Source organism: Pandoraea commovens (genome assembly GCF_024704525.1).
Classification (GTDB): domain Bacteria; phylum Pseudomonadota; class Gammaproteobacteria; order Burkholderiales; family Burkholderiaceae; genus Pandoraea; species Pandoraea commovens.
This window is the reverse complement of sequence record NZ_CP102780.1, coordinates 24,948-47,228: the sequence shown is the minus strand read 5'-3', so window position 1 is coordinate 47,228 and position 22,281 is coordinate 24,948. Positions and strand designations below refer to the sequence as shown.

General features: G+C 58.4%; 16 protein-coding genes. 7 read left to right on the top strand and 9 right to left on the bottom strand.

Annotated elements, in window-relative coordinates; genetic code table 11:
• Positions 1-171 precede the first annotated feature (171 nt).
• Both prpR and NTU39_RS00575 read left to right on the top strand, forming a co-directional pair.
• Positions 172-2,184 (top strand): propionate catabolism operon regulatory protein PrpR, encoded by a 2,013-nt coding sequence (prpR, locus tag NTU39_RS00580; protein ID WP_257958964.1) that lies wholly within the window; start codon positions 172-174, stop codon positions 2,182-2,184.
• Positions 2,185-2,260: 76 nt separating this feature from the next.
• A complete protein-coding gene (locus NTU39_RS00575; RefSeq protein WP_257958963.1) occupies positions 2,261-3,094 on the top strand; it encodes an AraC family transcriptional regulator in 834 nt (277 codons plus the stop codon).
• An 18-nt stretch (positions 3,095-3,112) separates the two neighbouring features.
• Here NTU39_RS00575 and NTU39_RS00570 read toward each other — a convergent pair whose 3' ends face one another.
• Complete coding sequence (locus NTU39_RS00570) at positions 3,113-3,916, bottom strand: class I SAM-dependent methyltransferase (protein ID WP_150663750.1); 804 nt, start codon at positions 3,914-3,916, stop codon at positions 3,113-3,115.
• A gap of 294 nt (positions 3,917-4,210) precedes the next feature.
• Positions 4,211-5,554 carry an NADP-specific glutamate dehydrogenase gene (gene gdhA / locus NTU39_RS00565; RefSeq protein WP_257958962.1) on the bottom strand — a complete coding sequence of 448 codons (1,344 nt, stop codon included), beginning with the start codon at positions 5,552-5,554 and terminating at the stop codon, positions 4,211-4,213.
• A gap of 329 nt (positions 5,555-5,883) precedes the next feature.
• On the opposite strand from gdhA, the gene fmdA reads away from it, so the two are divergent.
• From fmdA to NTU39_RS00550, 3 genes are all read left to right on the top strand, one after another.
• Complete coding sequence (fmdA, locus tag NTU39_RS00560) at positions 5,884-7,122, top strand: formamidase (protein WP_150663748.1); 1,239 nt, start codon at positions 5,884-5,886, stop codon at positions 7,120-7,122.
• A 25-nt stretch (positions 7,123-7,147) separates the two neighbouring features.
• Positions 7,148-7,486 (top strand): FmdB family zinc ribbon protein, encoded by a 339-nt coding sequence (locus tag NTU39_RS00555; protein WP_150663747.1) that lies wholly within the window; start codon positions 7,148-7,150, stop codon positions 7,484-7,486.
• Between the two features lie 313 nt (positions 7,487-7,799).
• Complete coding sequence (locus NTU39_RS00550; protein WP_150663746.1) at positions 7,800-9,179, top strand: CitMHS family transporter; 1,380 nt, start codon at positions 7,800-7,802, stop codon at positions 9,177-9,179.
• A 434-nt stretch (positions 9,180-9,613) separates the two neighbouring features.
• Here the strand turns inward: NTU39_RS00550 and NTU39_RS00545 are convergent, their stop codons facing one another.
• The 6 genes from NTU39_RS00545 to NTU39_RS00520 form a co-directional block, all read right to left on the bottom strand.
• Positions 9,614-12,589, bottom strand: a complete 2,976-nt coding sequence (locus NTU39_RS00545; protein ID WP_257958961.1) for a DEAD/DEAH box helicase family protein — start codon at positions 12,587-12,589, stop codon at positions 9,614-9,616.
• On the bottom strand, positions 12,586-14,400 hold the full coding sequence (locus NTU39_RS00540) for a phospholipase D-like domain-containing protein (RefSeq protein WP_257958960.1): 1,815 nt from the start codon (positions 14,398-14,400) through the stop codon (positions 12,586-12,588). The genes NTU39_RS00545 and NTU39_RS00540 overlap by 4 nt, the downstream gene beginning before the upstream one ends.
• Positions 14,393-15,616 (bottom strand): DUF6361 family protein, encoded by a 1,224-nt coding sequence (locus NTU39_RS00535; RefSeq protein ID WP_257958959.1) that lies wholly within the window; start codon positions 15,614-15,616, stop codon positions 14,393-14,395. The genes NTU39_RS00540 and NTU39_RS00535 overlap by 8 nt, the downstream gene beginning before the upstream one ends.
• A 497-nt stretch (positions 15,617-16,113) precedes the next feature.
• A complete protein-coding gene (locus NTU39_RS00530) occupies positions 16,114-18,291 on the bottom strand; it encodes a hypothetical protein (protein WP_257958958.1) in 2,178 nt (725 codons plus the stop codon).
• The gene (locus NTU39_RS00525) at positions 18,288-19,046 is read right to left on the bottom strand and encodes a PP2C family serine/threonine-protein phosphatase (protein WP_257960145.1); all 759 of its coding nucleotides are present in this window, start codon (positions 19,044-19,046) and stop codon (positions 18,288-18,290) included. The genes NTU39_RS00530 and NTU39_RS00525 overlap by 4 nt, the downstream gene beginning before the upstream one ends.
• Positions 19,036-19,713 carry a vWA domain-containing protein gene (locus NTU39_RS00520; RefSeq protein ID WP_257958957.1) on the bottom strand — a complete coding sequence of 226 codons (678 nt, stop codon included), beginning with the start codon at positions 19,711-19,713 and terminating at the stop codon, positions 19,036-19,038. Before NTU39_RS00520 ends, NTU39_RS00525 begins: the two co-directional genes overlap by 11 nt.
• A 456-nt stretch (positions 19,714-20,169) precedes the next feature.
• Between NTU39_RS00520 and NTU39_RS00515 the strand changes: the two genes are divergently transcribed.
• Complete coding sequence (locus NTU39_RS00515) at positions 20,170-21,291, top strand: FliH/SctL family protein (RefSeq protein WP_257958955.1); 1,122 nt, start codon at positions 20,170-20,172, stop codon at positions 21,289-21,291.
• A gap of 158 nt (positions 21,292-21,449) precedes the next feature.
• On the opposite strand, the gene NTU39_RS00510 is transcribed toward NTU39_RS00515, so the two are convergent.
• Positions 21,450-21,683, bottom strand: a complete 234-nt coding sequence (locus NTU39_RS00510; protein WP_150660774.1) for a hypothetical protein — start codon at positions 21,681-21,683, stop codon at positions 21,450-21,452.
• 98 nt (positions 21,684-21,781) lie between these two features.
• Between NTU39_RS00510 and NTU39_RS00505 the strand changes: the two genes are divergently transcribed.
• Positions 21,782-22,210 (top strand): hypothetical protein, encoded by a 429-nt coding sequence (locus NTU39_RS00505; RefSeq protein ID WP_257958953.1) that lies wholly within the window; start codon positions 21,782-21,784, stop codon positions 22,208-22,210.
• The last annotated feature ends 71 nt before the right edge of the window (positions 22,211-22,281 follow it).

Below are 22,281 nucleotides of genomic sequence, written 5' to 3'. Positions count from 1 at the left end.
GGCGCGGCATCACTTGAGAATGCCGAAAATTCCGTCGTCGAATCAGCGACTTGCGCTAGGAAGTCCGTTTTCTGCGGATGTGGCAAAATCGGCGAACAGAATTTGGAACGTTTCATGAAACACTTTTTGAAACGTTCCATCGAGCCGTCAGAGCAGTCCGGAGACAACGTCATGCCCCCCAGCCATTCCGGTGCGGTGCCGCCACACCACATCGCGCCCGCGCCACTCGATCCTCGATCCCGTCGCCCGGGCATCGCGCTCGTGAGCATCAGCCGCTTGCAGACGCTTTGCGAAACGGTCGCCCCGCGTTACACCGACCGCGCGCGCTTCTACTCCGTACGTGAAGGCTATGGCGCGGCGGTCACGGCGTTGCAGTCGTATGTGGAGTCGGGGGCGGTCGACGTGGTGCTCGCCGCCGGGTCGAACGGCGCGTATCTGCGCGAGAACCTCGCCGTGCCGGTCGTGACGGTCAAGGTCAACGGCTTCGACGTGCTCAGCGCCATCACGCGTGCGACGACGACCTGGCCCGACCAGCCGCTCGGTCTCGTGCTGCACGAGACCGTCTCACGCGAACTGGACGACCTCGGGCAGTTGCTCAGGATCCAGATCCGTCAGCGCGCGTACCGCTCCGTCGACGAGGTGCAGGACGCCGTCGACACGCTGGCGGCGCAGGGCTGCAAGGTCATCATCGGCCCCGGCATGGCGTGCGATTTCGCGCAGGAGGCCGGGCTTGAACACGTCTTCCTCTACTCGCTCGGCGCGGTGGAAGAAGCCTTCGAGCGCTCGGTGGAACTCGCCCGCGTGAGTCGCGAGAAAGAATCGAAACGCATGCGTCTGAACACCATCGTGGCGCATATGCGCGACGGCGTCGCGGCGTTCGACGACAACGGTCAGCTCGAAGCGGTGAATCCGGCGATGTTCACGCTGCTGGGGGTCGACGCCGAGCGGGTCGCCACGCACGGCGCGCGCCAGTTCGAACTCACGCGCAAGCTTGGACCGTTGCTCCGCGAGTTGTCGGACGATGGCGTTGCCGTCGAGGAGCGGCTGGCGCATATCGACGGGCGCGCGTTAATCACGAGTTGCGTGCCGATCTACGAGCACGGCATGCGCTCGGGGGCAGTGGTCACCGTGCAGGACGCACAGATGGCGCAGCGCATCGACCGGTCGCTTCGCACGACGCAGCGTCCGAAGCATGTCGTGGCGAAGCACGAGCTTGTCGAACTGGTCGGCGACTCGCCGCAGATCGAGAAGGTGCGACGTCTCGCCCGCGCGGGGGCCGCGCACGACGCGACGGTACTGCTGACGGGCGAGAGCGGCACAGGGAAAGAGCTGGTGGCGCAGGGGATTCACAACGCGAGCGCAAGACGCGGCAATCCGTTCGTCGCCTTCAACTGTGCGGCGTTACCGGAGGGGTTGATCGAGAGCGAGTTGTTCGGGCACGACGAGGGCGCGTTCACGGGGGCACGCCGTGGCGGCAAGGCCGGGCTGTTCGAGATCGCGCACACGGGGACCATCTTTCTCGACGAGATCGGCGAGATGCCAGCGGCGATGCAAAGCCGACTGCTGCGCGTATTGCAGGAGCGCGAGGTAATGCGGCTGGGCTCGGGGCGTCCGGTGCCGGTAGACGTGCGCGTGATCGCCGCCACGCATCGCGATCTCAACGCGCTGGTCGCCGAGGGACGCTTCCGTGCCGATCTCTACTTCCGTCTGAATCTTCTGCAAGTGACGTTGCCTGCACTGAGGGAGCGTCGCGACGACATTCGTCTGCTCGCGCAGACATTGCTTGCGCGAAGCGCTGCGCATTACGGATTGGACGCGCGAGCGTCGAAGCCCATTCTCGACGTGCTCGCACCGCTGTTCGATCGCTATGACTGGCCGGGCAACGTGCGCGAACTGGAAAATCTGCTGGCGCGTGCGGCCATCTACCTCGATACCGACGTCGCGCGTCACGCACAGACGCTTCACGAGGTGTTTCCGGAGTTGGCGCGACTCGGTGCGCAGAAGCGCAGGGGCGATGACCCGTCGCTGGCATCCTCATCGGCGGACGCTGGCCCACGTGAAGCCGTCTCGCGCGAAGCCGCCCTTGCCGCCTTGCAAGCCGCCAGCGGCAATCGCGCCGCCGCCGCCCGCGCGCTGGGGATCGGCCGCACGACGCTCTGGCGATTGATGAAATCCAGCGAATGAGCTTGGCACGCAAGAACGATCAAATCAGCGCATTAGCGTTGCCCTATAGTCACGCCGACACGTTCTCGGAATTACCATGCATCCGGTTGCCAAAGCGCTCTGGTTTATCGAAGTCCGGTTGGGTGACGCGCTGACGCTCGATCACATCGCCGACGCGAGCGAGATGACTCGCTTCTCGCTCTCGCGCCTGTTCTCCGTCACGACCGGATGGCCGGTGATGCGATATGTGCGCGCCCGTCGTCTGACGCGTGCGGCGTACGCGCTGGCCGACGGTGCACCGGACATTCTCGGCGTAGCGCTCGATGCCGGTTATGGCTCTCACGAGGCGTTCACACGCGCGTTCTCCGACGCTTTCGGCATCACGCCCGAGCAGTTGCGCGCGCGTCGTCACCTTGATGGTTTGAGACTCGTGGAGGCCCTTCGCATGAAAGAGATTGAGTTCGTCGCCTTGCCCGCGCCGCGCTTCGAGACACCCGTGCCCATGTTGATTGCAGGCATGAGCGACCGTTTTACGTTCGCGACCAACGAGGGCATTCCCGCGCTTTGGCAAGCCTTCGGCCCTCATATCGGTCACGTGCCGGATCAGGTGAACGATGTGACGTACGGGGTGTGCTGCAACCCCGATGGCGACGGTGGATTCGAATATATCGCTGGGGTGGAAGTGACGCGTCGCGATCGTTTGCCCGCGTCGTTCCGCTGTGTGGAGATTCCGTCGGTACGCTTCGCCGTGTTCGAACACAAGGGGCACATCTCGACGATTCACAAGACCGTCTACACGATCTGGCACCAGTGGCTGCCGCAGTCGGGACTACAAGCCGCCGACGCGCCCGACTTCGAGCGCTACAGCGCCGATTTCGACCCCGTCACCGGCACGGGAACGCTGGAGATCTGGATACCGGTGCAGGGGTGATGTGGGGGCGAATCGACGTCAGAGCTTCATCGCGTAGGTCGCGATGAATGTCGGCATGAACCGGTCGATGACAAAGCGTGGATTCGGTTGCTCGTCTTCCAGAAAGCCCTTCAATACAAACCCCGCTTCGAGTTGTCCGGCGATCTGCTCGCTGAGGCTATGACCGAAGACGAGCGCGTCGCCAGCGGATTGCTTCGCGGCGAGTTCGTCGGGCGTCAGATCGCGGACGTCCGAATACGGCACTTTGAAGCGCGGGCGAATGATGCCCTGCTTCGCGTCCTCGGGATTTCGGTCAGCGACAAAGACCACCGGATTAAAGAAGCTGCTGAGCAGTCGACCGCCCGGGCGAAGCACGCGAAAGCATTCGTGCCAGACAGGGCGAATATCCGGCACGTATTGATTCGATATCGGATGGAAGACGATGTCGAATGAAGCGTCTTCAAACATCGAAAGGTCACGCATGTCGCCTTGCAGCGTCGTGAGCGTCAGGCCGTCGCGTTGCGCGACCATGTCGTCCTGGGCGAGTTGCGCTGACGAGATGTCCATCACGGTGACGTCTGCACCGGCAGCGCTAAGCACAGGCGCTTGCTGACCGCCGCCAGACGCTAGGCACAGAATGCGAAGTCCGCGAACGTTGTTCGGCAACCATCCGTCGGGCAGCAGCGACGGCGTGAGATGCACGCGCCAGTCGCCTTCGCGTGCAGCGGCGATAACGTGTTCACTGACCGGACGCGACCATTCGCATTGCTTCGCCGACTGGCGATCCCATGCAGTGCGGTTGTATTCTGCGACGTCGGGGAGGTGGGGGGATGATTCAGGCATGGTGTCTTCCAGTTGAAAGGACGGAAAACTGCCGTTGAAAGCGCGAAGGCGACAGGACTGACAATGAGGGCGTCAGTCTTCGGCCGAAACTCGATCATCAAAACGAAAAGCAATGCGCTCGCGTGACAGGCAGCGAGAGGACGTGATGCAAAAGCACATCCGGCATTACTTGTTCATTCTGATGGACTCCGGCCGAAAGGAAGGGATGTCGCGTATGTTACGCCACATCTTCCGCAAATGAAAAAGCGCTGCCTTTTACGACAGCGCTTTTGTGTTGCGATACGAACGTCCCGATCAGATCACGCCTTGCGCCAACATGGCATCGGCGACCTTCACGAAGCCAGCGACGTTGGCCCCGTTGACGTAGCTCACCGAGCCATCCGCACGACGACCGTGGTGCAGACAGACTTCGTGGATGCTTCGCATGATGTCGTGCAAACGCGCATCGACTTCCTCGCGCGGCCACGAGATGCGCATGGCGTTCTGGCTCATCTCAAGCCCTGACGTCGCGACACCACCGGCATTGCTGGCCTTTCCCGGTGCGTACAGAATCCCCTTGCTCTCGAAGCGCTTCGCCGCTTCGTTCGTCGACGGCATGTTGGCGCCTTCCGCGACGCAGATCACACCGTTTCCGATGAGCGTTTCGGCATCGTCAGCGTTGAGTTCGTTCTGCGTGGCGCAGGGCAGCGCAACGTCGACCGGAATGTGCCACGGGCGCTCGCCCGCCAGGAACTTGCTCCCGGTGCGTTTGGCGTAGTCGCTCACGCGTCCGTAGTGATGGTTCTTCACATCCATCAGCTCAGCGAGTTTTTCACTGGTGAAGCCGTCTTCATCCACGACCGTGCCACTCGAATCCGACACGGTGACGACCTTCGCGCCAAGGGCCATCGCCTTCTCCACGGCGTACTGCGCGACGTTGCCCGAGCCGGAGACGCTCACGCGCAAGCCTTCGAAGCTGCGGCCCGTCTGCTTGAGCATTTCTTCTGCGAAATACACGGTGCCGTAGCCGGTAGCTTCAGGACGAATCAGCGAGCCACCGAAGGACAACCCTTTCCCGGTGAAGACGCAATCGGCGCGGTTCGAAAGCTTCTTCATCATGCCCGCCATGAAGCCGACTTCGCGACCACCGACGCCGATGTCGCCCGCAGGCACATCGGTATCGCTGCCGACATGACGGAAGAGTTCGGTGACGAACGCCTGACAGAAGCGCATGACTTCGCCGGGGCTCTTGCCCTTCGGATCGAAGTCGGAGCCGCCTTTACCGCCGCCCATCGGCAGCGTGGTGAGCGCGTTCTTGAAAGTCTGCTCGAAGGCCAGGAATTTCAGGATCGAGAGATTGACGGACGGATGGAACCGCAGGCCACCTTTGTACGGACCGATGGCGGAGCTGTGCTGAATGCGATACCCGCGATTGACCTGCACGTCGCCATGATCGTCAACCCACGAGACACGGAACATGACGGTGCGCTCCGGCTCGACCAGACGGTCCAGCAGACCATGCTCGGCGTATTTGGGATGTTGCGATATGAACGGCCAGAGGCTTTCCATCACCTCCGTGACAGCTTGCAGGAATTCCGGTTGGCCGGGGTTGCGCTCGGCGGTGGAGCGCAGAAAATCGTCAAGTGATTGATATTTCATCTCGGATGCCCATCGATGGTGCTTATTCTTGTGCAGAGAAAGTATTTTGCACCAATTAGGATCGCGATATGATCGGAAAACAAAAATATCAGGGGAAATACGGTGGTTTGTGCTGTTATTCGACGTAGTGCAAAGTAATTGTGCTGCCCGATGGCAATTTACCTATTTATCTCCATACATCGATTTTTCACGTCCGTTCTTCGCATCAGTCTTTGGCTGTGTTGTTGATGTCCGCAGTTCTCGAATACCTCTCTGTGTGAATCCGACGCCATCAGGCGTCTGTTTGATCGCTGGTGTCCCCCACTGGCCCATTACCAGGAGCGAGCGCAATGGCAGAAACTCTCATCAAGGTCGACCTGAACCAATCCGCCTACGAAAACGAACAAGTCCACAACCGTTGGCATCCGGACATTCCAATGGCCTGCTGGGTCAAACCCGGCGATGACTTCATTCTCGAAACCTACGACTGGACCGGCGGCTTCATCAAGAACAATGACAGCGCGGACGACGTTCGCGACATCGATCTTTCCATCGTCCATTTCTTGTCCGGTCCTGTCGGCGTGAAAGGCGCGGAACCGGGCGACTTGCTCGTGGTGGATCTGCTGGACATCGGCGCGAAGGCGGACAGTCAGTGGGGATTCAACGGCTTCTTCTCGAAGACGAACGGCGGCGGATTTCTGACGGATCACTATCCGCACGCACAGAAATCGATCTGGGACTTTCACGGGCTGTACACGAGTTCGCGCCACATTCCGGGTGTGAATTTCGCGGGGCTGATTCACCCGGGATTGATCGGTTGTTTGCCGGATCCGAAGTTGCTTGAGACGTGGAATGCGCGTGAGACCGGCTTGATCGCGAAGGAACCGCAGCGGGTGCCGCCGCTCGCGAACCCGCCGTTTGCCGCGACCGCGCACATGGGGAAATTGTCGGGTGCGGCGAAGGAGAAAGCGGCGGCGTCCGGTGCGCGGACAGTACCGCCGCGCGAGCATGGCGGCAACTGCGACATCAAAGATTTGTCACGCGGCTCGAAGATTTTCTTCCCGGTGTATGTGGATGGCGCCGGGCTGTCTGTTGGCGATCTTCACTTCAGCCAGGGCGATGGAGAGATCACGTTCTGCGGCGCGATTGAAATGGCTGGCTGGGTGCACATGCGCGTGAACGTGATTAAAGGCGGAATGGAGAAGTACGCCATTCGGAATCCGGTGTTCCAGCCGAGTCCGATCACGCCGACGTACAACGACTACCTGATCTTTGAAGGCATCTCCGTCGATGAGAAGGGCGGCCAGCACTATCTGGATGTGACGGTCGCCTATCGCCAGGCGTGTCTGAACGCCATCGAGTATCTGAAGAAGTTCGGCTACTCGGGTGCGCAGGCGTATTCGATTCTGGGATGCGCGCCGGTGCAAGGGCATATCAGTGGTGTCGTCGATATTCCGAATGCTTGCGCAACGCTCTGGCTGCCCACGCAGATCTTCGACTTCGATATCCGCCCGAACGCGGATGGTCCGGTGAAGCACGTGAAGGGTGGCGTCGATATGCCGTGTTCGCCGGATTTGGCGAAGTCCTGATGCGTCGAACGTGACGGAGATAGCAATGCCGATATACGACTTCGAATGTGCGGACTGCGGGACGTTTGCGGTGATGCGACGGATTGCAGATCGGGATGACCCGTGTCATTGCCCCGAGTGTGGAGGGGAAGGGTCGAGAGTGATCACCGCGCCAGCGTTGGCGCTGATGGGGAATGCAAGCCGTTCTGCGCATGCGACGAATGAACGCGCTGCGAATGCGCCGCGTCAGTCTGGGGATGGCGCCGCACCGAGACATCGGGCGGGGTGTCGCTGTTGCTCGGGAGGGAAGGTTGCTCTCGCTGGGGCAGCGGCGTCAGAGGGGCTTAAGCGTCCGGCAGGCAGGCCGTGGATGATCAGTCATTAGCGCTTTTGGTTTGATGCCGGTTTGACGGGTGATAGCCCCTCGGGTCGCAGGATTCGAGGGGCTTTTTGTTTGAGACACAGTCCACATCCCCTCGCTTCGGAAAATCGCCCAACCTCGTCGATTCATCAACATTTGGGATGATTCCCTGAAATCGCCGTTGCTTCAGACGATAGACTGCTGAACGTCCGCCATCTTCCCGCCTAATGCCTGTCAGGGTTCCGACACGGTGCCTCACGCGTCACGATCCGATGCAAACAACGGCTCACTTCCTGACGCCGCTCCACATCCACACCGTTCATAACAGGAGACGGATTTGCTTACAGCAGTCGGTGTCGCAATCATCGTTGTCGTAGTTGGGTTGTTGCTCACGCGTAGAAGTAATCCCATCGTCGGCCTTACGTTGGTGCCTCTGATCGGTGCCGTCCTTGCCGGATTCGGCGTCGATCAGATCGGTGCGTTCTTCAGTTCGGGTTTGCTGAAGGTCATGCCGGTGGCGGCGATGTTCATGTTCGCCATTGTCTTCTTCGGCGTGATGCAGGATGCCGGGCTGTTTCGCCCACTATTGCGCGCAATGTTAGTGGCGACGCGCGGCAACGTGATCGCGGTCACGGTCGGGACGGCGTTGCTCGGCATGGTCGCGCATCTCGATGGCGCGGGCGCTACGACGTTTCTTCTCACGATTCCGGCGCTGCTACCGCTGTATCGGCGATTGAACATGAGTCCGTACCTGATGCTCATGCTGCTCACCCTTGGTGCGGGAATTTTCAATATGACGCCGTGGGCGGGCCCTCTCGGTCGGGCTGCGGTCGTATCTGGCATCGAGGCAACCGAGCTTTGGCGGCCATTGATCGCGATTCAGGCGATCGGCGCGGTGTTGCTGGTGATGCTGGCGGTGCTGCTTGGCGTCAGGGAGGCAAAGCGGGCACGTGCGTTAAACGCCCTTGGTGTGTCGTTGTCGGGAGGGGACGATGAACGATTTGACGACTGGCGTTCGGCAGACGCCGGGGCTGGCGAATCGAGCGGTGAGCCGTGCTCTGTCGATGACGTTGTTGTGTGCAAGGGGTTAGGGCATCGAAGACTGATGTGGCTCAACGGTGCGATCTTCGTCATGGTATTGGCGGGACTTGTCACAGGCGCGCTGCCGTCAACCTATGTCTTCATGATCGGCCTCGCCGTGGCGCTCTCCATCAATTTCCCGAACGCGCGCGACCAGATCGAGCGCATCAAGATGCATGCCCCTAACGCGCTGGTGATGAGTTCGATCATCATGGCTGCCGGTGCCTTTCTGGGCATTATGGACGGTAGCGGCATGCTCAAATCGATGGCCGGCGATCTGACGCGAGTCTTGCCAACCGCGCTGACGCCCCATCTGCACCTTGTGCTGGGATTCTTCGGTGCGCCGATGGAGTTGGTGTTGAGCACGGATGCGTATTACTTCGGCTTGTTGCCCATCGTTCAGGAGGTGGTATCGAGCTTCGGTGTGTCACCCTCGGCAACCCTTTATGCGATGACGATCGGCAACATCGTCGGCACCTTCATCAGCCCATTCTCTCCCGCCCTATGGCTAGCCCTCGGGTTAGCAAATCTCGAAATGGGACGGCACATCCGCTATTCACTGCTGACCGTCTGGGGATTCTCTGTCGTGCTACTCGCCTGTGCCGTGGCGCTTGGAAGGATTCCGATTTCGATGTGAACAGGGTGAGTGCGGTCGTAGGGCGTCTTAGTAGATGAGACAACGCACAATAAAAATCAAAGACTTACGAAGAGCCGCGCCACAAACGCGTTGTAGAGATAGAGGGGTTGTTGCGACTGGCCTACCTCCTCGCCAAAGTAGTAGCGTTTTCGGGTCGCATCATCAGGTCGCGGCGATCAGCAATTGCCAAGGCCGAGCGAGCCCAAGCGTCGCGATCGCCATCAAACGCACCATCAATTGCCTTTGGCGCGGACGCGACCGTGCCCATGTGCTACACGGCACTGCGTTCTGAAATCACGAAGACCAAAGGGAAGGGGAAAGTTTGTTGCGATCTACGGGCGGCACAATGCGGCCATCATCCTTGATGGTGTCCAGCGCTGCGAAAGCTTCGTAATGGGCGAGATTTCTCCTTCTTATGTTGCATGCTTAGGGGCCTAAGGCGGAGCCAAATCCAATCGAACGCCGTTGATCTCTCTCCGATTTTTCTCGCTACTGTTTGAAAGCCGCTCCAACAAAGCATGCGGATCGGGCTGGCCCAACACTAATCGATACCAACTCGCCTCCTCCAAAAGCCGCGCCCAGGCCGTCTCCTCTCTGGAGAACGGGATGTTGAGCGCGATGGCTTTGATGGGCTGACCCTCGCCGTAGTGCCAGAGGGGCGCGAGGATGCTGTTGTGTTTGTCGGATTGTTCCCGGGCCGCCTGCACAAGGAGTTCCCATGGGTTGGCAAGCGAAGGGGTCGAGCCCAAGGCATTCGCTGGAATGTTAAGTTTCGCTATGCTCGTCCGGACTCCTAAACTAAGATAACGATCGACTCGTCCCTCGCGCTGCTCTAAAGCGAGGGGGGAAGTTGGAAGGTTCCAATGCACAAGACGCCTGCAGTACCGGTGCATATCGAGGCCTTCCTGACCCGTCGACGTTGTAGCCAAAACAAAGGGTGGAAATGGGGAGTTGAATGCTGTCAGCAGAGGGTTCGCATGCCGCCCCCTCCGTCTCGCGGGCCTTTTGCTCCTTTTGTCGGCCGCCTTCTGCGCCCTCGGGTCGTCATCCGGTGGACTATCGTGCTCGCCCAGAGCACGTGCGTACATAGCAGCGCCATATTGCGATTTCCTCCCGGCCCGTGGACGCGCGACGTGAAGGCCACCAACGGTGCTAAGCGCCACATGAATGGCTTCTGCGACCTCATTTGCCAATCTTTCTGGGTCTTTTTCCAAACTGTCTCGCACGAGAAGAAATACGTATTCGTCAAGCACGCTCTGAAGGTCGTTCTCCAAGCAGAACGAGATTACCCGGCGCCAATACGGTTTCTTTTTGTTTGATCTACCACCTTCCACAACAGCCACAGCGGCCGGTCGCTGGAATAGGCGCGAAATGCTGTACCCGATGGCAATCGCAGCCCCGAAAAGAGCTTCTCTGTTTGTGTCTCCTGGAATGGCGCGCCGCAGCGCGCGGTAAGCGCAAGTTCCCGGCGCTCCGGCAGCGAGTTCTGCCAGTTCATTCGCTTCCATGACGGTTACGTCGGCCCGTCTGATCTCTTGAACTTGATTCATGAGGTCCCGGGCGGGCACCAGATACGATGCCGTCTGAACCGAAGGTTTTGGATATAGTGGCCCTGCGTTGAGTCCTAGCGCAACATCAACCAGATTCTGTGGGCGTGCCGCACGCGATACCTTGAGATGTCCTGCGCCTTCAAGTTGCTTGCGAATCTCCGAGATCAGCTTCGACGCCGGCAGCGCCTTCCCGCTGCCACGCATAGCTTCAAACGGATCGCTGGATTCGGCAAACCGCCACAAGGGAGCACTTATCAAATAGACGGAACGCACAGTCATACTTTTCTGACCCGCGTTGGTTACCCTCGAAAACTCAAGATCCTTTTCGCGGCTAGGCCGTGGTTCAACGCACAGATTTAGTGCCGTCGCTATAGCCGGGGGTGCCGCGGACCATGAGGTGAAGACGAGAGTCTTCGACGGCGGGTTGTCGAGTGACCGGGAAGGATTCTCAACGTACGGCCGAGTCGGCGGCAGCCACAGCCGGCGATCCTTTGCATCAGTTCCCATCTCCTTCATCATGGCACGAAGACGCGGGTGCGCCGGGTCGACCAATGGCGCCTTTCGGTTGAGTTGGGAGGAGGTGAGTGCCGCCGGCACCGGCAAGCGCTTGCCAACCGCCTCCGCAAAGGCTCTGCCTGTAACATATCGCGCACTTAGCGCGCTGATGACGTACGGTGTGGACTTCCAGAGATCGACAAGCTCGGCAAAGCGATGTCGCTTATTCTTTGCGGAAGGGTCTGCCCTCCTCAGAAGATCAATTGCCTGACGCAGGGCAGTCAAGTCACGCTCGTCCATAGAGGCTTCCACCGCAATTCGCTGGACGTGAGCATCGAATGGTCGCTCCGTGCGAACCATAAAATCCCGCAAGTGATTGCCGAGATTATCAACGGCCAGCTGCAGAACCGCTTTGCTGATCTCCTTTTCCCGCAGTGCTGAGCGCATCTCCGCGAGCGCAAGTTGAACGTTCTGAACCATACTCGCCTGACCACAATTCAGAAAACCGACCAAATCCATGAAGCCCTTGTGGGGATTCTTTCCGGAATCGTCGCCCGGCGCACCTGGTTGGTATGGCGTCGCCGACAGGACAAGCATCCGCCGCTCAAGCAAGTATTCGACTTGCGGCGTGGGCCATTCGGCAATTAGATCGCCTGAGAATCTCTGAATTTCATCGACTACTATCAAAGCTGGACTGAGCTTTTCCAGGGCACATCTGGCCAGCACGGCCCGCAGCCTGCCAACAATGGCACGCTTGTGTTTTTTGCGTAACTGCGGGTCCTTCAATTGTTCGATGATGGTTTCTGACTTGAGCTTTCTCTCGAACGCATCTCGCAACTTGCTGGGCAGGGGCTGCTCAGCGAATTCATTGAAAGTTTGGTCACTAACCCGATTGCCCTTAAAGAAGGCACGTACGTCCGGCTCCAACATCAAAGACCGGTAGCGGCGCATGAGCAGCTTGTACAACAGTACCCGCTCGTGCACGGAGCCAAAGTGGTCATCCCGCAAATCCTTGATCGGTGTCAAACCAATCAACTTTCCTCGCACATCTTGCTGGTAGATCTTCTCCGCAAGCAGGCTGAGCGACCCAAAGGATTCCGGCGTCAGGCGGCTCGTCTTCAATTTCTTCAGATTCTGAGCGACGATATGCCCGCTAGAGGCTAGGTACACCACGTTGGACTGGGGCCGCCTCGCTGTCGCCATGGCAATCACGCCCTGCGCCACCTTGGTTTTTCCAAGACCGACTTCGTCGGCAATGAGGAAACGACGTTGACCATTCTCGAACATGCGAGCATAGGCATGCTGCACGGTACGCTTCTGAAACTCCTGCAGGTGGAACTCGTCGAGCAGGCTTGAGTCTTTCATCTCAGCGACTCCTTTACGAGCCGCCACATGGTCGTTAATCGTCCATCCTCAGCGTCGTTCGTCAGCCCGGCCAACAAACTGTCGATCGTTGCGATCTCTGCCTGAGCGTTTGTGCCGTGAACGCGCAGCAGCACTCTTTCCAGGATAGGCAAATTGAGATCGCTCCCTGGCTTTTTCGTTGATGTTTTGGTGACGGGGCTCCCCGGGGAGCTGCCGTTATGGCCTTTCACACCAAAGTACCACAGCAACTCGCGATAGAGCTCGGGTCTTGCTGCCTGGGCCAGCGTCATGCGTGCAGCATCCCGGTCCCAGTCAAGATCGCCATGAAGCTGCATCGCGAGCACGATATCCAAAGGTACTTCGTCACCGTACCTAAGTGTTAAGGCCACAAATGGAGTGAGTTCGATGCCTGCATCTATCTCGACGATGCCCGACATGCTGTTCTTTTCGAGAGTCAGGTGAGCGCAACTGTCGTCATAGCCGAAGGGACACATACCAATCTCGACACCGTCCGGCCAATCAAGCCTGCCCCCCATAATTTTGACCGTCACAGCCAGGGTTCGCGGCGGTCCATTTTGAACCCACCCCACCACAGCGGCGCCGGCAAGGATACTGCGCACCGTCTTAATCCACGGAGGATCTCGCTGCCCGAGCTCAACCGAGCTCGGGGTAATTTCCTCGAGCAGGCTTCGGAAGGTTCGCTCTTGGTCTGGGCGCTCCTCTGCAAGCAGATCAGGCACCTGAAGTGTTCTGGCTTTCGCCACTCCGGTGACGGCCACCTCGACGTTACCGGTCCATCCCGATCGCGTCGCATTTGCGCTTGTTACAACGAGACGCGTACCACCTTTCTTCGACGAAGCCAGGTAGATCTTAGCGTGCAGCCCGACCAGTCTTCCGCGCCCATCCATTAGTTCAGACGCATCCCTTTGGTCCGAAACGTCGTACGTCTTCATTGCCCCGTTGGAAATCTGGAATACCTGATAGTCCGTGAACGCCGAGTCAGGCACATCGACTGGTCGAGTTACTAGCCATCGACGAGACCTTCCTGTTGCCGACTGCGCCGCAAGCTTATCGAGAACACTCTTGTGCACAAACGGCGAGATGATCAGCAAGTCATCGCCCTTGATCATCTCAAAGATGTTATCGGCATTTTTACTATCCGGATGAAACAGCCGCACTTCGAGGTCCGTCACACCGCGCAACGGCTGAAAGCGCGCCCGTTCGAGTGCCCGACCAATTTGCCGGCACTGCTCGACCGCCGGGTGCGTCGGATCATTTACGAATTTCGCTAGGTCGCGAACGGCGTCGGATAGTCCCGGTACGCACACTCCTCCTGTTTCTACCTGATCAAGGACGACTACTGAATCCCACGAGTTGTCTGTCGTGAGGTTTCGGGTCGCAATAACGACTCGAACCAAGTTCTCGTTCTGCCCTTGGATGGGCTCAAATTCCAGTACAAGTAGCTTTGGGTGAAATGACCCGCCCTTGATCGAGCAAGGTACAACTGCATCTCCTACAAGCCTCAGTAACGGCCGAGAACTTGCCCAACGCTTCGATATCGCGATCCGATCACCCTGCACAAGCAGGGTAAGACGTGTGCCAAGTTCATAGATTCTCGAGATACCCACGGACTTCTCAAGGTCTTCGGCACCGATGCCTGCTGCGAACAGCGGAATGGTGACGAGTGTTTCAGCATCGATGCTGTAGGCCGTACCGAGAGCATGCTTAAGCCGATAGCCCTGCGGCGGAGAAAGAACGTTACGTAGAGTGGACCGCCCATACGGGTCGAGAGGGACAGTTCGCCTAGCCACGCGGATTCTCCGCGTCCTTGACGAAGCCACGCACGCATGCACTCCAACGGAAGTCCCAACGCGTCGCCATTTCTGGCGTGCCCGACCAACTGGCTAGATGGTGTGGATTGCCGAGCTTCGGCGCCGGATTGACCCTCTCACGCAACGCAACCCAGTCCCGCCAGTCGCTTGATGTCAAATCCGTCTCGCCTTTCATGAGCCTATCGGTTGTGTCGGCGAGGAATCTTCGCGAGGCTTCACCTCCGAGATTGCCCCAGTAGGAAGGATTTATCCAGGGCTCGAGTGTTGATTTCTCCACTTCGCAAGATGCCTTCCATTTTTCGTACTGCTTAGCGATTCGTTGCTCCGTCGCGCCTAGGTCTTGCTTCCTCACAGTCCATGTGGTCTCAAGTCCTTTGGACTGCAACTTCTTAGCTTCCTTGAGAAGCGCGAAGTTGTATGCCAACTGGGCACTCCAGCAGATCAGACTGGCGGCTTTGGCACGAAGAAGTTCCGTACGCGCACTACTGCTGCCGACGTTCACGTCCCACGGATAGCCTGCCATGGATGCCTTCTTTCCATTTCGCAACTGCGATGCAATGGCGGCAAGCGGAGGCGAGCCGGGCAATTCGAGCCATTTTTCGAGGATGAAATCCACTTCGGCCTGGCGGCAGTGAATGCTGGGTTGAGCCGCTCCATCGTCGGCCCAAAATTCATCGATGAGCGATACAACCTTCCGGTCCCACTGCACGCGCTGATCGAACAGCGGGTTGCCCTCTTCATCAACCGCAACGGTCGACTTTAGTGCAGCGAGCCCATTCGCGACGGTGACGTCCCGATCATCTCCCGTCAAAGGCGTAAGAAACTTCCAGGTGCGCAGTGCCGTCCAGTACAAATGCACGAAATCTCGCCCGGTCGTGCGTCTACCAATAACGCCGGTCTCGTTCCCGTTTGCGCTATTGAGTGCGGCATTGAACTTGGACTGCACCTCCGAAAGATTGTCAATCGTCGTCTTATTGTGGCGTAGGACTGCGGGAATTAGAAAGACGTAACGTAGCCGTCTGTACTGTGTAGATGTCCCGGGAAACAGGCTATCGGATATGCGGTCACGCACTGACGCACCAATCCGTAAGGCATCTACTCCCTCGCCATCGACATCTTGACTAAGAAAGTCTCGAACCTGATTCGACTCGGCTTCGTCGAAGTCCAGCCATTCCCACCGACTCGCCGCGGTCATAGGTATTTTGCGTTGGGGGATAAAGGGTTCAGCAATGAGCCGACGACATTTTTGCGTGCGCGAGATTTATCCATGGACTCGGAATAACGTAGTCCGGTTTCGCTGAGTCTTCCAATATTTTTGATCATTTCGCACCAACTCGTCTGCCAGCAACCAGAATTGCCAGCTTTCGCTTACGGCCAGCATCTTTCGTGTCTCCAGACCCGGCATCAGCGGTGCACTTGCATTCCATGCGCATTCATCCGACATTACGGACGATCGCCGCCCGGTTGCGAGAGACACACGCGCCATCCATAGACGTCATCCCTAATCCATATTCGCTTGTCACAGGGTTATCGGAGTGTTCTGGAAAAACATTAGAGGATTGCCGCAACAGCTACCAACTGAATATCAGCTTCTGGCGGCCATTCGCCAAGCCGAATCATTGAGATGCGCGTTTGATCGTTCAGCAACGCTCACGATTGGCCCACGCCGGACATTTCTTATCTCGGTGTCGCTTACAGACTCCGACTGCCTTTGCAACGCGGAAAACGAACGCAACCCCAAAACTGCTTTCCTGCGTTGCGGCCTTTTTTGGCAGTCTGCAGTCTCATGATCGAAGCACAATTCGGGCAAAGTGGCTTTGAGGACTTCGTACGGGCTGAAATAGCCGTCGTCGCGCTGTGTGGAACAGTCGTCGCGGGCCGCGTTGGCGACGGGCGCTTCGGAACGATGATCTCGATCGGCAGCGGCTGGGGTGCCGATATGCCTACCCCCTCGCAATGGCGTTTCGCGGACTCGCGGATTTCCAACGCTTCCCTGAGGGCGGAAAAGGCGAGGGGATTGGCCGACAAGAGCTTGGACGGCGCCATTTTCAGATTAGCCAAACCTGTTCGCAGCTTTTTCTGGATGGCGGCGCGTTTGGCAACCCACGCTGATCTGACCGAGTTTTCCGCCTGCGCGTCCGATGCGTTGCGCTCTGGGTTATAGCGAAATTTGGCTTCGTGGCTCTGCCGCCAAGCAAGAAGCTTGGCGGTGTATGCCTCGCCAAAGCCCGGAACCGCCATGACGGCGCTGCGAGTGACGTCGTTCGCCGTTTCGACGTTGAACGAGGCAAGGGTCGCGGTTTTGGCGGGTCCGATACCAGCAATTTTGGCGCGTCGGATCAAGAATCCGTCGAGATAAGCAGACCGCTGGCGCGCCTCGCGGGTGTTTTGCAGCTCCGCGAGGGTGCGGGCGAGCTCCGGATTTAGCCCTCGATATTGCTCAACCAAGCTTTCAAGGTCCGCCCGAAGGTTCAGGGCATCGGTGTAGCCCAGACGATTCAGATATTCAAGGGCCGCAGCTTGCACGCGAGCGTCGGCCCTGGCAAAAGCCTTCTTCATTGGCTCTGGATCGACCTCGGCGGCAAAAGCATAGAACGCGACGCACGCGCCGGTGATCAGCCATAGAGGGAAAAGCTTCGGCAGCACCAGAGCGCCCAAAAGAATCGGCGCGCACCAAAGCAGTCGGGCGACACGCTGGTTTCGTCGATTCTCCAAGGCTTCTTGCGCTGTCGGCTTCGAGACACCGACTTCCGAGCAGGAGGCTGGAATGAGGTCTTCGGGACGTGGAAGAACCACGGCTCCAAGGCTCGCCCAAATCTCGTCAATGTCAAACCCGTCCGGACCTGATGGGCTGGCTACTGGAGAAGACAATGTCGGAAACATGTCGATTCCGGACTGGACAAGCAGCCGACACCAGAGACACTCCCCTGCGGGTCTCGGGAAAAAATGGGCAGGAACGGTCGCGCATTGTCGAAGTTCGGCCTCCAGTCCGCCGAGCAGACTCACCCACTGCGCGGCGGTTGGCCGCTTGGCCGGGTCGGTGCCAAAAGCCGCCTCAAAGGCACTGGCAACAGACGGGGGAAAATCTTGAAGGCGAATTGAGCCCGGAGGCGGTATGGTGCGCGTTTCTATCCGCCGAGCGTTCGAAAAGGCAAAGCGGTGCTGTGCGATCGCCTCCCCCAAGCTAAGATCGGCGTCCGAGCACCGTCCGGCATAAGGGTGCCGGCCCATCGCAAGCAATTGGAAAATCGCGACCGCCAAGCCAAAGTGATCGTGCACCTTTGTTCGTTCGACCTCGCTCAGACGCGCGCCATGCAGCTCTGGAGGCGTAAAGTCTTCGGTTCCAACGATGCAGCGGTGCAGGCTCCCCTGAGATCTAAACTGAAAGCTGTCGGCGTCGATCAACGCGACGGTTGCGTTTTGGCTGACCAACACGCCCGAATGGTTGAAATCCCCGATAACGCAGTCGATCTCGTGGACAGCGGCCACGGCGCGTGCGACATTTGCAGCTGTTCGAACCAGAAAACGATAGTCTGCGCTTGGGAACTGGATTTTGCGGGACTTTGGCCCATACAGCTCGTGGATGGGGCGGCACTTGGAGACCAAGCGCATGATGAACCCGGCGAAGCGTCCCGACTCGTCGGTGGCGACTTCCAACGGAAATGCGACCAGGCTGGTCCGCTCCGACAAACGGCTTCCGACCATGGCCAGCACTTTGGCCTCGCGCGGCGCTCGCAACTCGTTTTTGTAGAGCTTGACGGCCTCGCCTGGGCGTCCTTCTACGAAATAGACGTCACCTTCGCCGCCGCGGCCCAACAGATTGCCGAGGCGGGTTTTTTTGCCTGATATCAGAACGGCCTGCGAATTCATCGATTCGAAAGAAGAACGAGGGTCTTGTCGTCGTCCGTGCGGTCGCAAATCGCTTTGCTGTCGAGATACCGCCCTAGAGCCGTGGACAATGAGGAGAGTCGGCCGTACTCGCGAGCCTGGTCGACCGGTCGAAGCATCGGTTCGAAAAAGCGGGGCGAGGGCGCTTGCGTGAACTGATCGAGGGCCAGCGACTCGATTCCGTCCGAAAATAGCGCGAAAGCATCATGATCGGAATCGAGCCGACGGATGCGCAGCCGCACCTCGGGGTCATCCGTCACAAAGAATGTGGTCGAGGCAAACTCGCCGTTCTCCGGGCCAGAAAGGGTTTCCCATTGGCCGTCCTTTCTCGCGACAAGCGCGCCGTCGCCAATGTGCAGGATCAACGCTCGCCCATTGCGAAACGCCAAGAGGACCAAGGTCGCGGCGAACTGTCGACGTTCAATCGCTCGTCCAGCCGCGGCGTGCCCCAGACGATCGCGCAACTCATCCAGCCAGACCATGGCCTGCTCGTTGTCCGGCAAACCATCGTGGCGCTTGAACCATTCACGAAGCTGGCAAACCATCGCGCGGCAGACAACCGATGCGCCTTGTCCGCCATGACTCGCACTTCCCGCGCCGTCCGACACCACCGCGCAAAAGGAGTCGGCTCCGACGCTAGTGATGCTGAAAGCATCTTGCTTACGTGTCCCTTGGCGCGAATGGGAAGTCCCGATTCGGGAGGCCGCGGCCCATCGCCAGCGCCCGTCAGCCTGCAACTGCCCACCCGTCCGGTGCAATGGGATTCGCCAGCGGAACGGGGTCTCCCGGACTGGATCTTGAGACGGAGCCGAGGGAAGCGGAAAGCCAAGAGAAGAATTCTTGAAACGCCAACCCCTTAAGTTTCAACGGCTGACGCACGGCGATCTTCGACAACAGAGCCATGTCGGCCTGCTCGACGCCAACAGCATAGAACATGAACTCTTTACGCTCTTCGCCCGCATGCACAAGCTGAGCGGCCTCGTCCCAGCGGTCCGTCGGAGCGCCGTCGGTGAGAATGAAGACCCACGGACGATAATATTTCACACCATTAGCGCGGTAACGGTCTTTGCGGTCACGCAAAAGCTGGATAGCTTGGGTGATTGCTTCGCCCATTGGCGTCGCCCCGTTCGCCTCATAGGCTTCCGGGAAAAAACCATCCATCGTGGCGAAGTCATGCCGAATCGCGACCGGACCAAAGGTCACGATGGCCACCTCGACTCGCTTGGAGGCCATCGAGTCGGCATACAGCTCGTCCTTGAATTGCGCCAAGGCTTCATTGAGCTGGCGAATCGGCTCTCCGCGCATCGAGGCCGAGGTGTCCAACAACAACACGCACGGGCATCGAGGCTCCGGATTTTCCAATAACTCTGCGTCGACGAACGGTTGCTGCTCAAATTCTTCCATTGCCCCTTCCCCGTTATCTAATCAAGTAAGAAATTCTTTTGGCAGAGTATAAAAGGCTCGGCGTACCCCGCATAGAACTGTTTACTTTGGGCTTAGCACGATTTAGTGTAGGTATCTGCAGGCAGTTAGGATACCTCACGACAACGGATGAAACGATAGTACGTTGCTCGGGTAATTTATGGGAGCGGGCTGGATTGTCTCGAATGAACGTGCAATCTTAATTTCACCGGCAATATCCCCGATGATTAGCGCCAATTGACCAAGGGAATTCATTCGATCTTGAGCGACCCACTTTCCCGCGCTGAACTGTACGAACTAGTATGGCGAGAGCCAATGCTTCGAATAGCGGAGAGATTCGGAGTCTCTTCGAGTTACATGGCCCGAGTTTGTACAGAGCTGCGTGTGCCACGACCGCCTCGCGGTTATTGGGCGAAGCTGGGGGGCGGGAAAACGTCTATGCGACCAGCACTCCCTGAGGCCAGGCCCGGCGATGTTACGGAGTGGAAGCCTGGTGGTGGAATTGGCACCACCGAGCGCGCCACGAAGAGAGCAGCTCAAAAACCGCATGTGCTCAAGGGCACCGAGCCAACAACAGATCCAGTCACACGCCGCCGATCCCGCCGCCTGATGCCCTCAACGTCCATCCACCCGTTGGTCGTCGGAATCAAACCATTCTTCGACAAAACCAGGGACAGCGAAACGGGCATATTGCGGCCATTCAAACGGTTGATGGCCGACCTAATTTCGTCGAGGGAGCTACTCGATACCAGCATCGATACCGCCGACAAGCTCTTCAACTCACTGACTTCCCGCGGTCACCGAGTGACAATCGCACCGGCCAGCGAGCGCTTTCGGCGCGCTGAGGTCGATTTACGGGAGGTACCAAGAAAGGATCATTACCAGCAAGACCCATGGTCGCCTGAGCGCCCAACGGTCGTGTACATTTCTGACGTTCCAATCGGCCTGACGCTCTTCGAGATGAGTGAAGTCGTTGAAATGCAGTACGTCGGCAATAGCCAGTATGTTCCTCTTGGTAGTGTCACGCCGACTCAACGCGAGAGGTTCAAGAGGCAAGGGTATTGGACAACAATGAAGGACGTCGCGTCGGGTCGACTTTGCCTGCAAGCGTATTGTCCATCGTGGCTAGTTGAGTGGACCAAGCACTGGCGCGAAGAAAAGCCAGGGCAACTCACATCGATGCTGCCCAACATCGTTTCCGCATTGGAGGCTGCAGGTCCCGCTTTGAGTTCGGAGCTGAACATCGCGAGACGTCAAGCCGAGGAGGAGCGCAGGCAGTGGGACGAAGAGATGCAGCGCCACCGGGAGGCGGAAGCACGTGCCAGACAAGAGAAATGCCGTCAGGACGCGCGAGCTGACCTGCTGGCCGTCATTGCGGGCTGGGACGAGGCCAGACGGATTGAAGCGTTTTTCACCGAGGTTGAGAACGCAATTGATAGCCTGGACGAGGGCGAACGGCAAAAAATAATAGACCGCGTTTCGCTGGCAAAAAAACTGTTGGGTGACCCCCGCCCTCTTGAAAGGCTGCTGAGATGGAGGGCACCGCATGAGAGAAATTGACTCGCCCTTGGCTGCAAGTGACCGAAACACGTGGCCGGTATGGAATCGAGGAGTGCGGCGAGCGGATCTCGAGAACACTTGGTGCTCCGCTCCGTCCCGCCTTGAACGCTTGTAAGCCATGCTTCATGTCAGCCCCTCCCCCGTGATTCGTCCCCTCGCTAGCCGCCCACAATTCGACCATCGATCGCAAGGCACGCCTCAGAAATGAGCATTGCTCGGATTATGGGCAACGCATCCTCTTTTGGCAGTTTCATGTGCTTGACCTCAAACGGCGTGATGAGCTCAACCCCATCAAGCGGGGTAATCACGATCGTGATGTTCCACATCGACGGGTCTTCGTCGATTGAAATTTCCAATTCGCAGCCACGGTAAACTCTGCTGATTGCAGGCATGGCGCAGCTCCTCGACACAAAGTTTGAAACAGCAAAATAGTTCGCAACTCGAGGCCTAGTCTCTGATGCCATCCGCGACGGGGCACACGGAGGACATCATGAGAACAAGCCGACGCTGCATTTCCTGTGGCGCAGTTTTCACCCCGCGCCCAAACATACCAAATCAACGCTACTGCTCCTCCAACGCCTGCCAGCGCCAGCGGCGTTACGAGTGGCACAAGCGGAAGCTGCATACCGATTCAGACTATCTGGTCAATCAGCAACGCGCTCAGTCGGACTGGCAGGCCCGACACCCCGATTATTGGCGAAATTATCGCCAATCGCATCCCGAATATTGCCAACGTAACAGGGATCTTCAACGGATTCGGGACACAAAACACGCCCCATCCACTATTGCAAAAATGGACGCGTCCCCTATTCCTGCCGAGCTACTGAAGGGCTTGTATCTGATTAAATTCGTTGGCACTTATGACCTTGCAAATATGGACGAGCATCTCGTGAAAATAACCGCTGTTTTGAGCCTATGAAGAGTCAGGCCGGGCTTGCAAAGAGATGACTAGTAAATTTTCGTGTCGTCTCTGCTAATGTGGCTTCATAG

What these genes read in the sequence shown, in the direction of transcription:
- NTU39_RS00545 (WP_257958961.1), bottom strand. Translation starts at nt 12,589, where the DNA reads ATGAAAGACTCAAGCCTGCTCGACGAGTTCCACCTGCAGGAGTTTCAG.
- NTU39_RS00520 (WP_257958957.1), bottom strand. Translation starts at nt 19,713, where the DNA reads ATGGAAGAATTTGAGCAGCAACCGTTCGTCGACGCAGAGTTATTGGAA.
- NTU39_RS00515 (WP_257958955.1), top strand. Translation starts at nt 20,170, where the DNA reads ATGCGACCAGCACTCCCTGAGGCCAGGCCCGGCGATGTTACGGAGTGG.
- NTU39_RS00505 (WP_257958953.1), top strand. Translation starts at nt 21,782, where the DNA reads ATGAGAACAAGCCGACGCTGCATTTCCTGTGGCGCAGTTTTCACCCCG.
- NTU39_RS00555 (WP_150663747.1), top strand. Translation starts at nt 7,148, where the DNA reads ATGCCGATATACGACTTCGAATGTGCGGACTGCGGGACGTTTGCGGTG.
- NTU39_RS00570 (WP_150663750.1), bottom strand. Translation starts at nt 3,916, where the DNA reads ATGCCTGAATCATCCCCCCACCTCCCCGACGTCGCAGAATACAACCGC.
- NTU39_RS00535 (WP_257958959.1), bottom strand. Translation starts at nt 15,616, where the DNA reads ATGACCGCGGCGAGTCGGTGGGAATGGCTGGACTTCGACGAAGCCGAG.
- NTU39_RS00575 (WP_257958963.1), top strand. Translation starts at nt 2,261, where the DNA reads ATGCATCCGGTTGCCAAAGCGCTCTGGTTTATCGAAGTCCGGTTGGGT.
- fmdA (WP_150663748.1), top strand. Translation starts at nt 5,884, where the DNA reads ATGGCAGAAACTCTCATCAAGGTCGACCTGAACCAATCCGCCTACGAA.
- prpR (WP_257958964.1), top strand. Translation starts at nt 172, where the DNA reads ATGCCCCCCAGCCATTCCGGTGCGGTGCCGCCACACCACATCGCGCCC.
- gdhA (WP_257958962.1), bottom strand. Translation starts at nt 5,554, where the DNA reads ATGAAATATCAATCACTTGACGATTTTCTGCGCTCCACCGCCGAGCGC.
- NTU39_RS00510 (WP_150660774.1), bottom strand. Translation starts at nt 21,683, where the DNA reads ATGCCTGCAATCAGCAGAGTTTACCGTGGCTGCGAATTGGAAATTTCA.
- NTU39_RS00530 (WP_257958958.1), bottom strand. Translation starts at nt 18,291, where the DNA reads ATGAATTCGCAGGCCGTTCTGATATCAGGCAAAAAAACCCGCCTCGGC.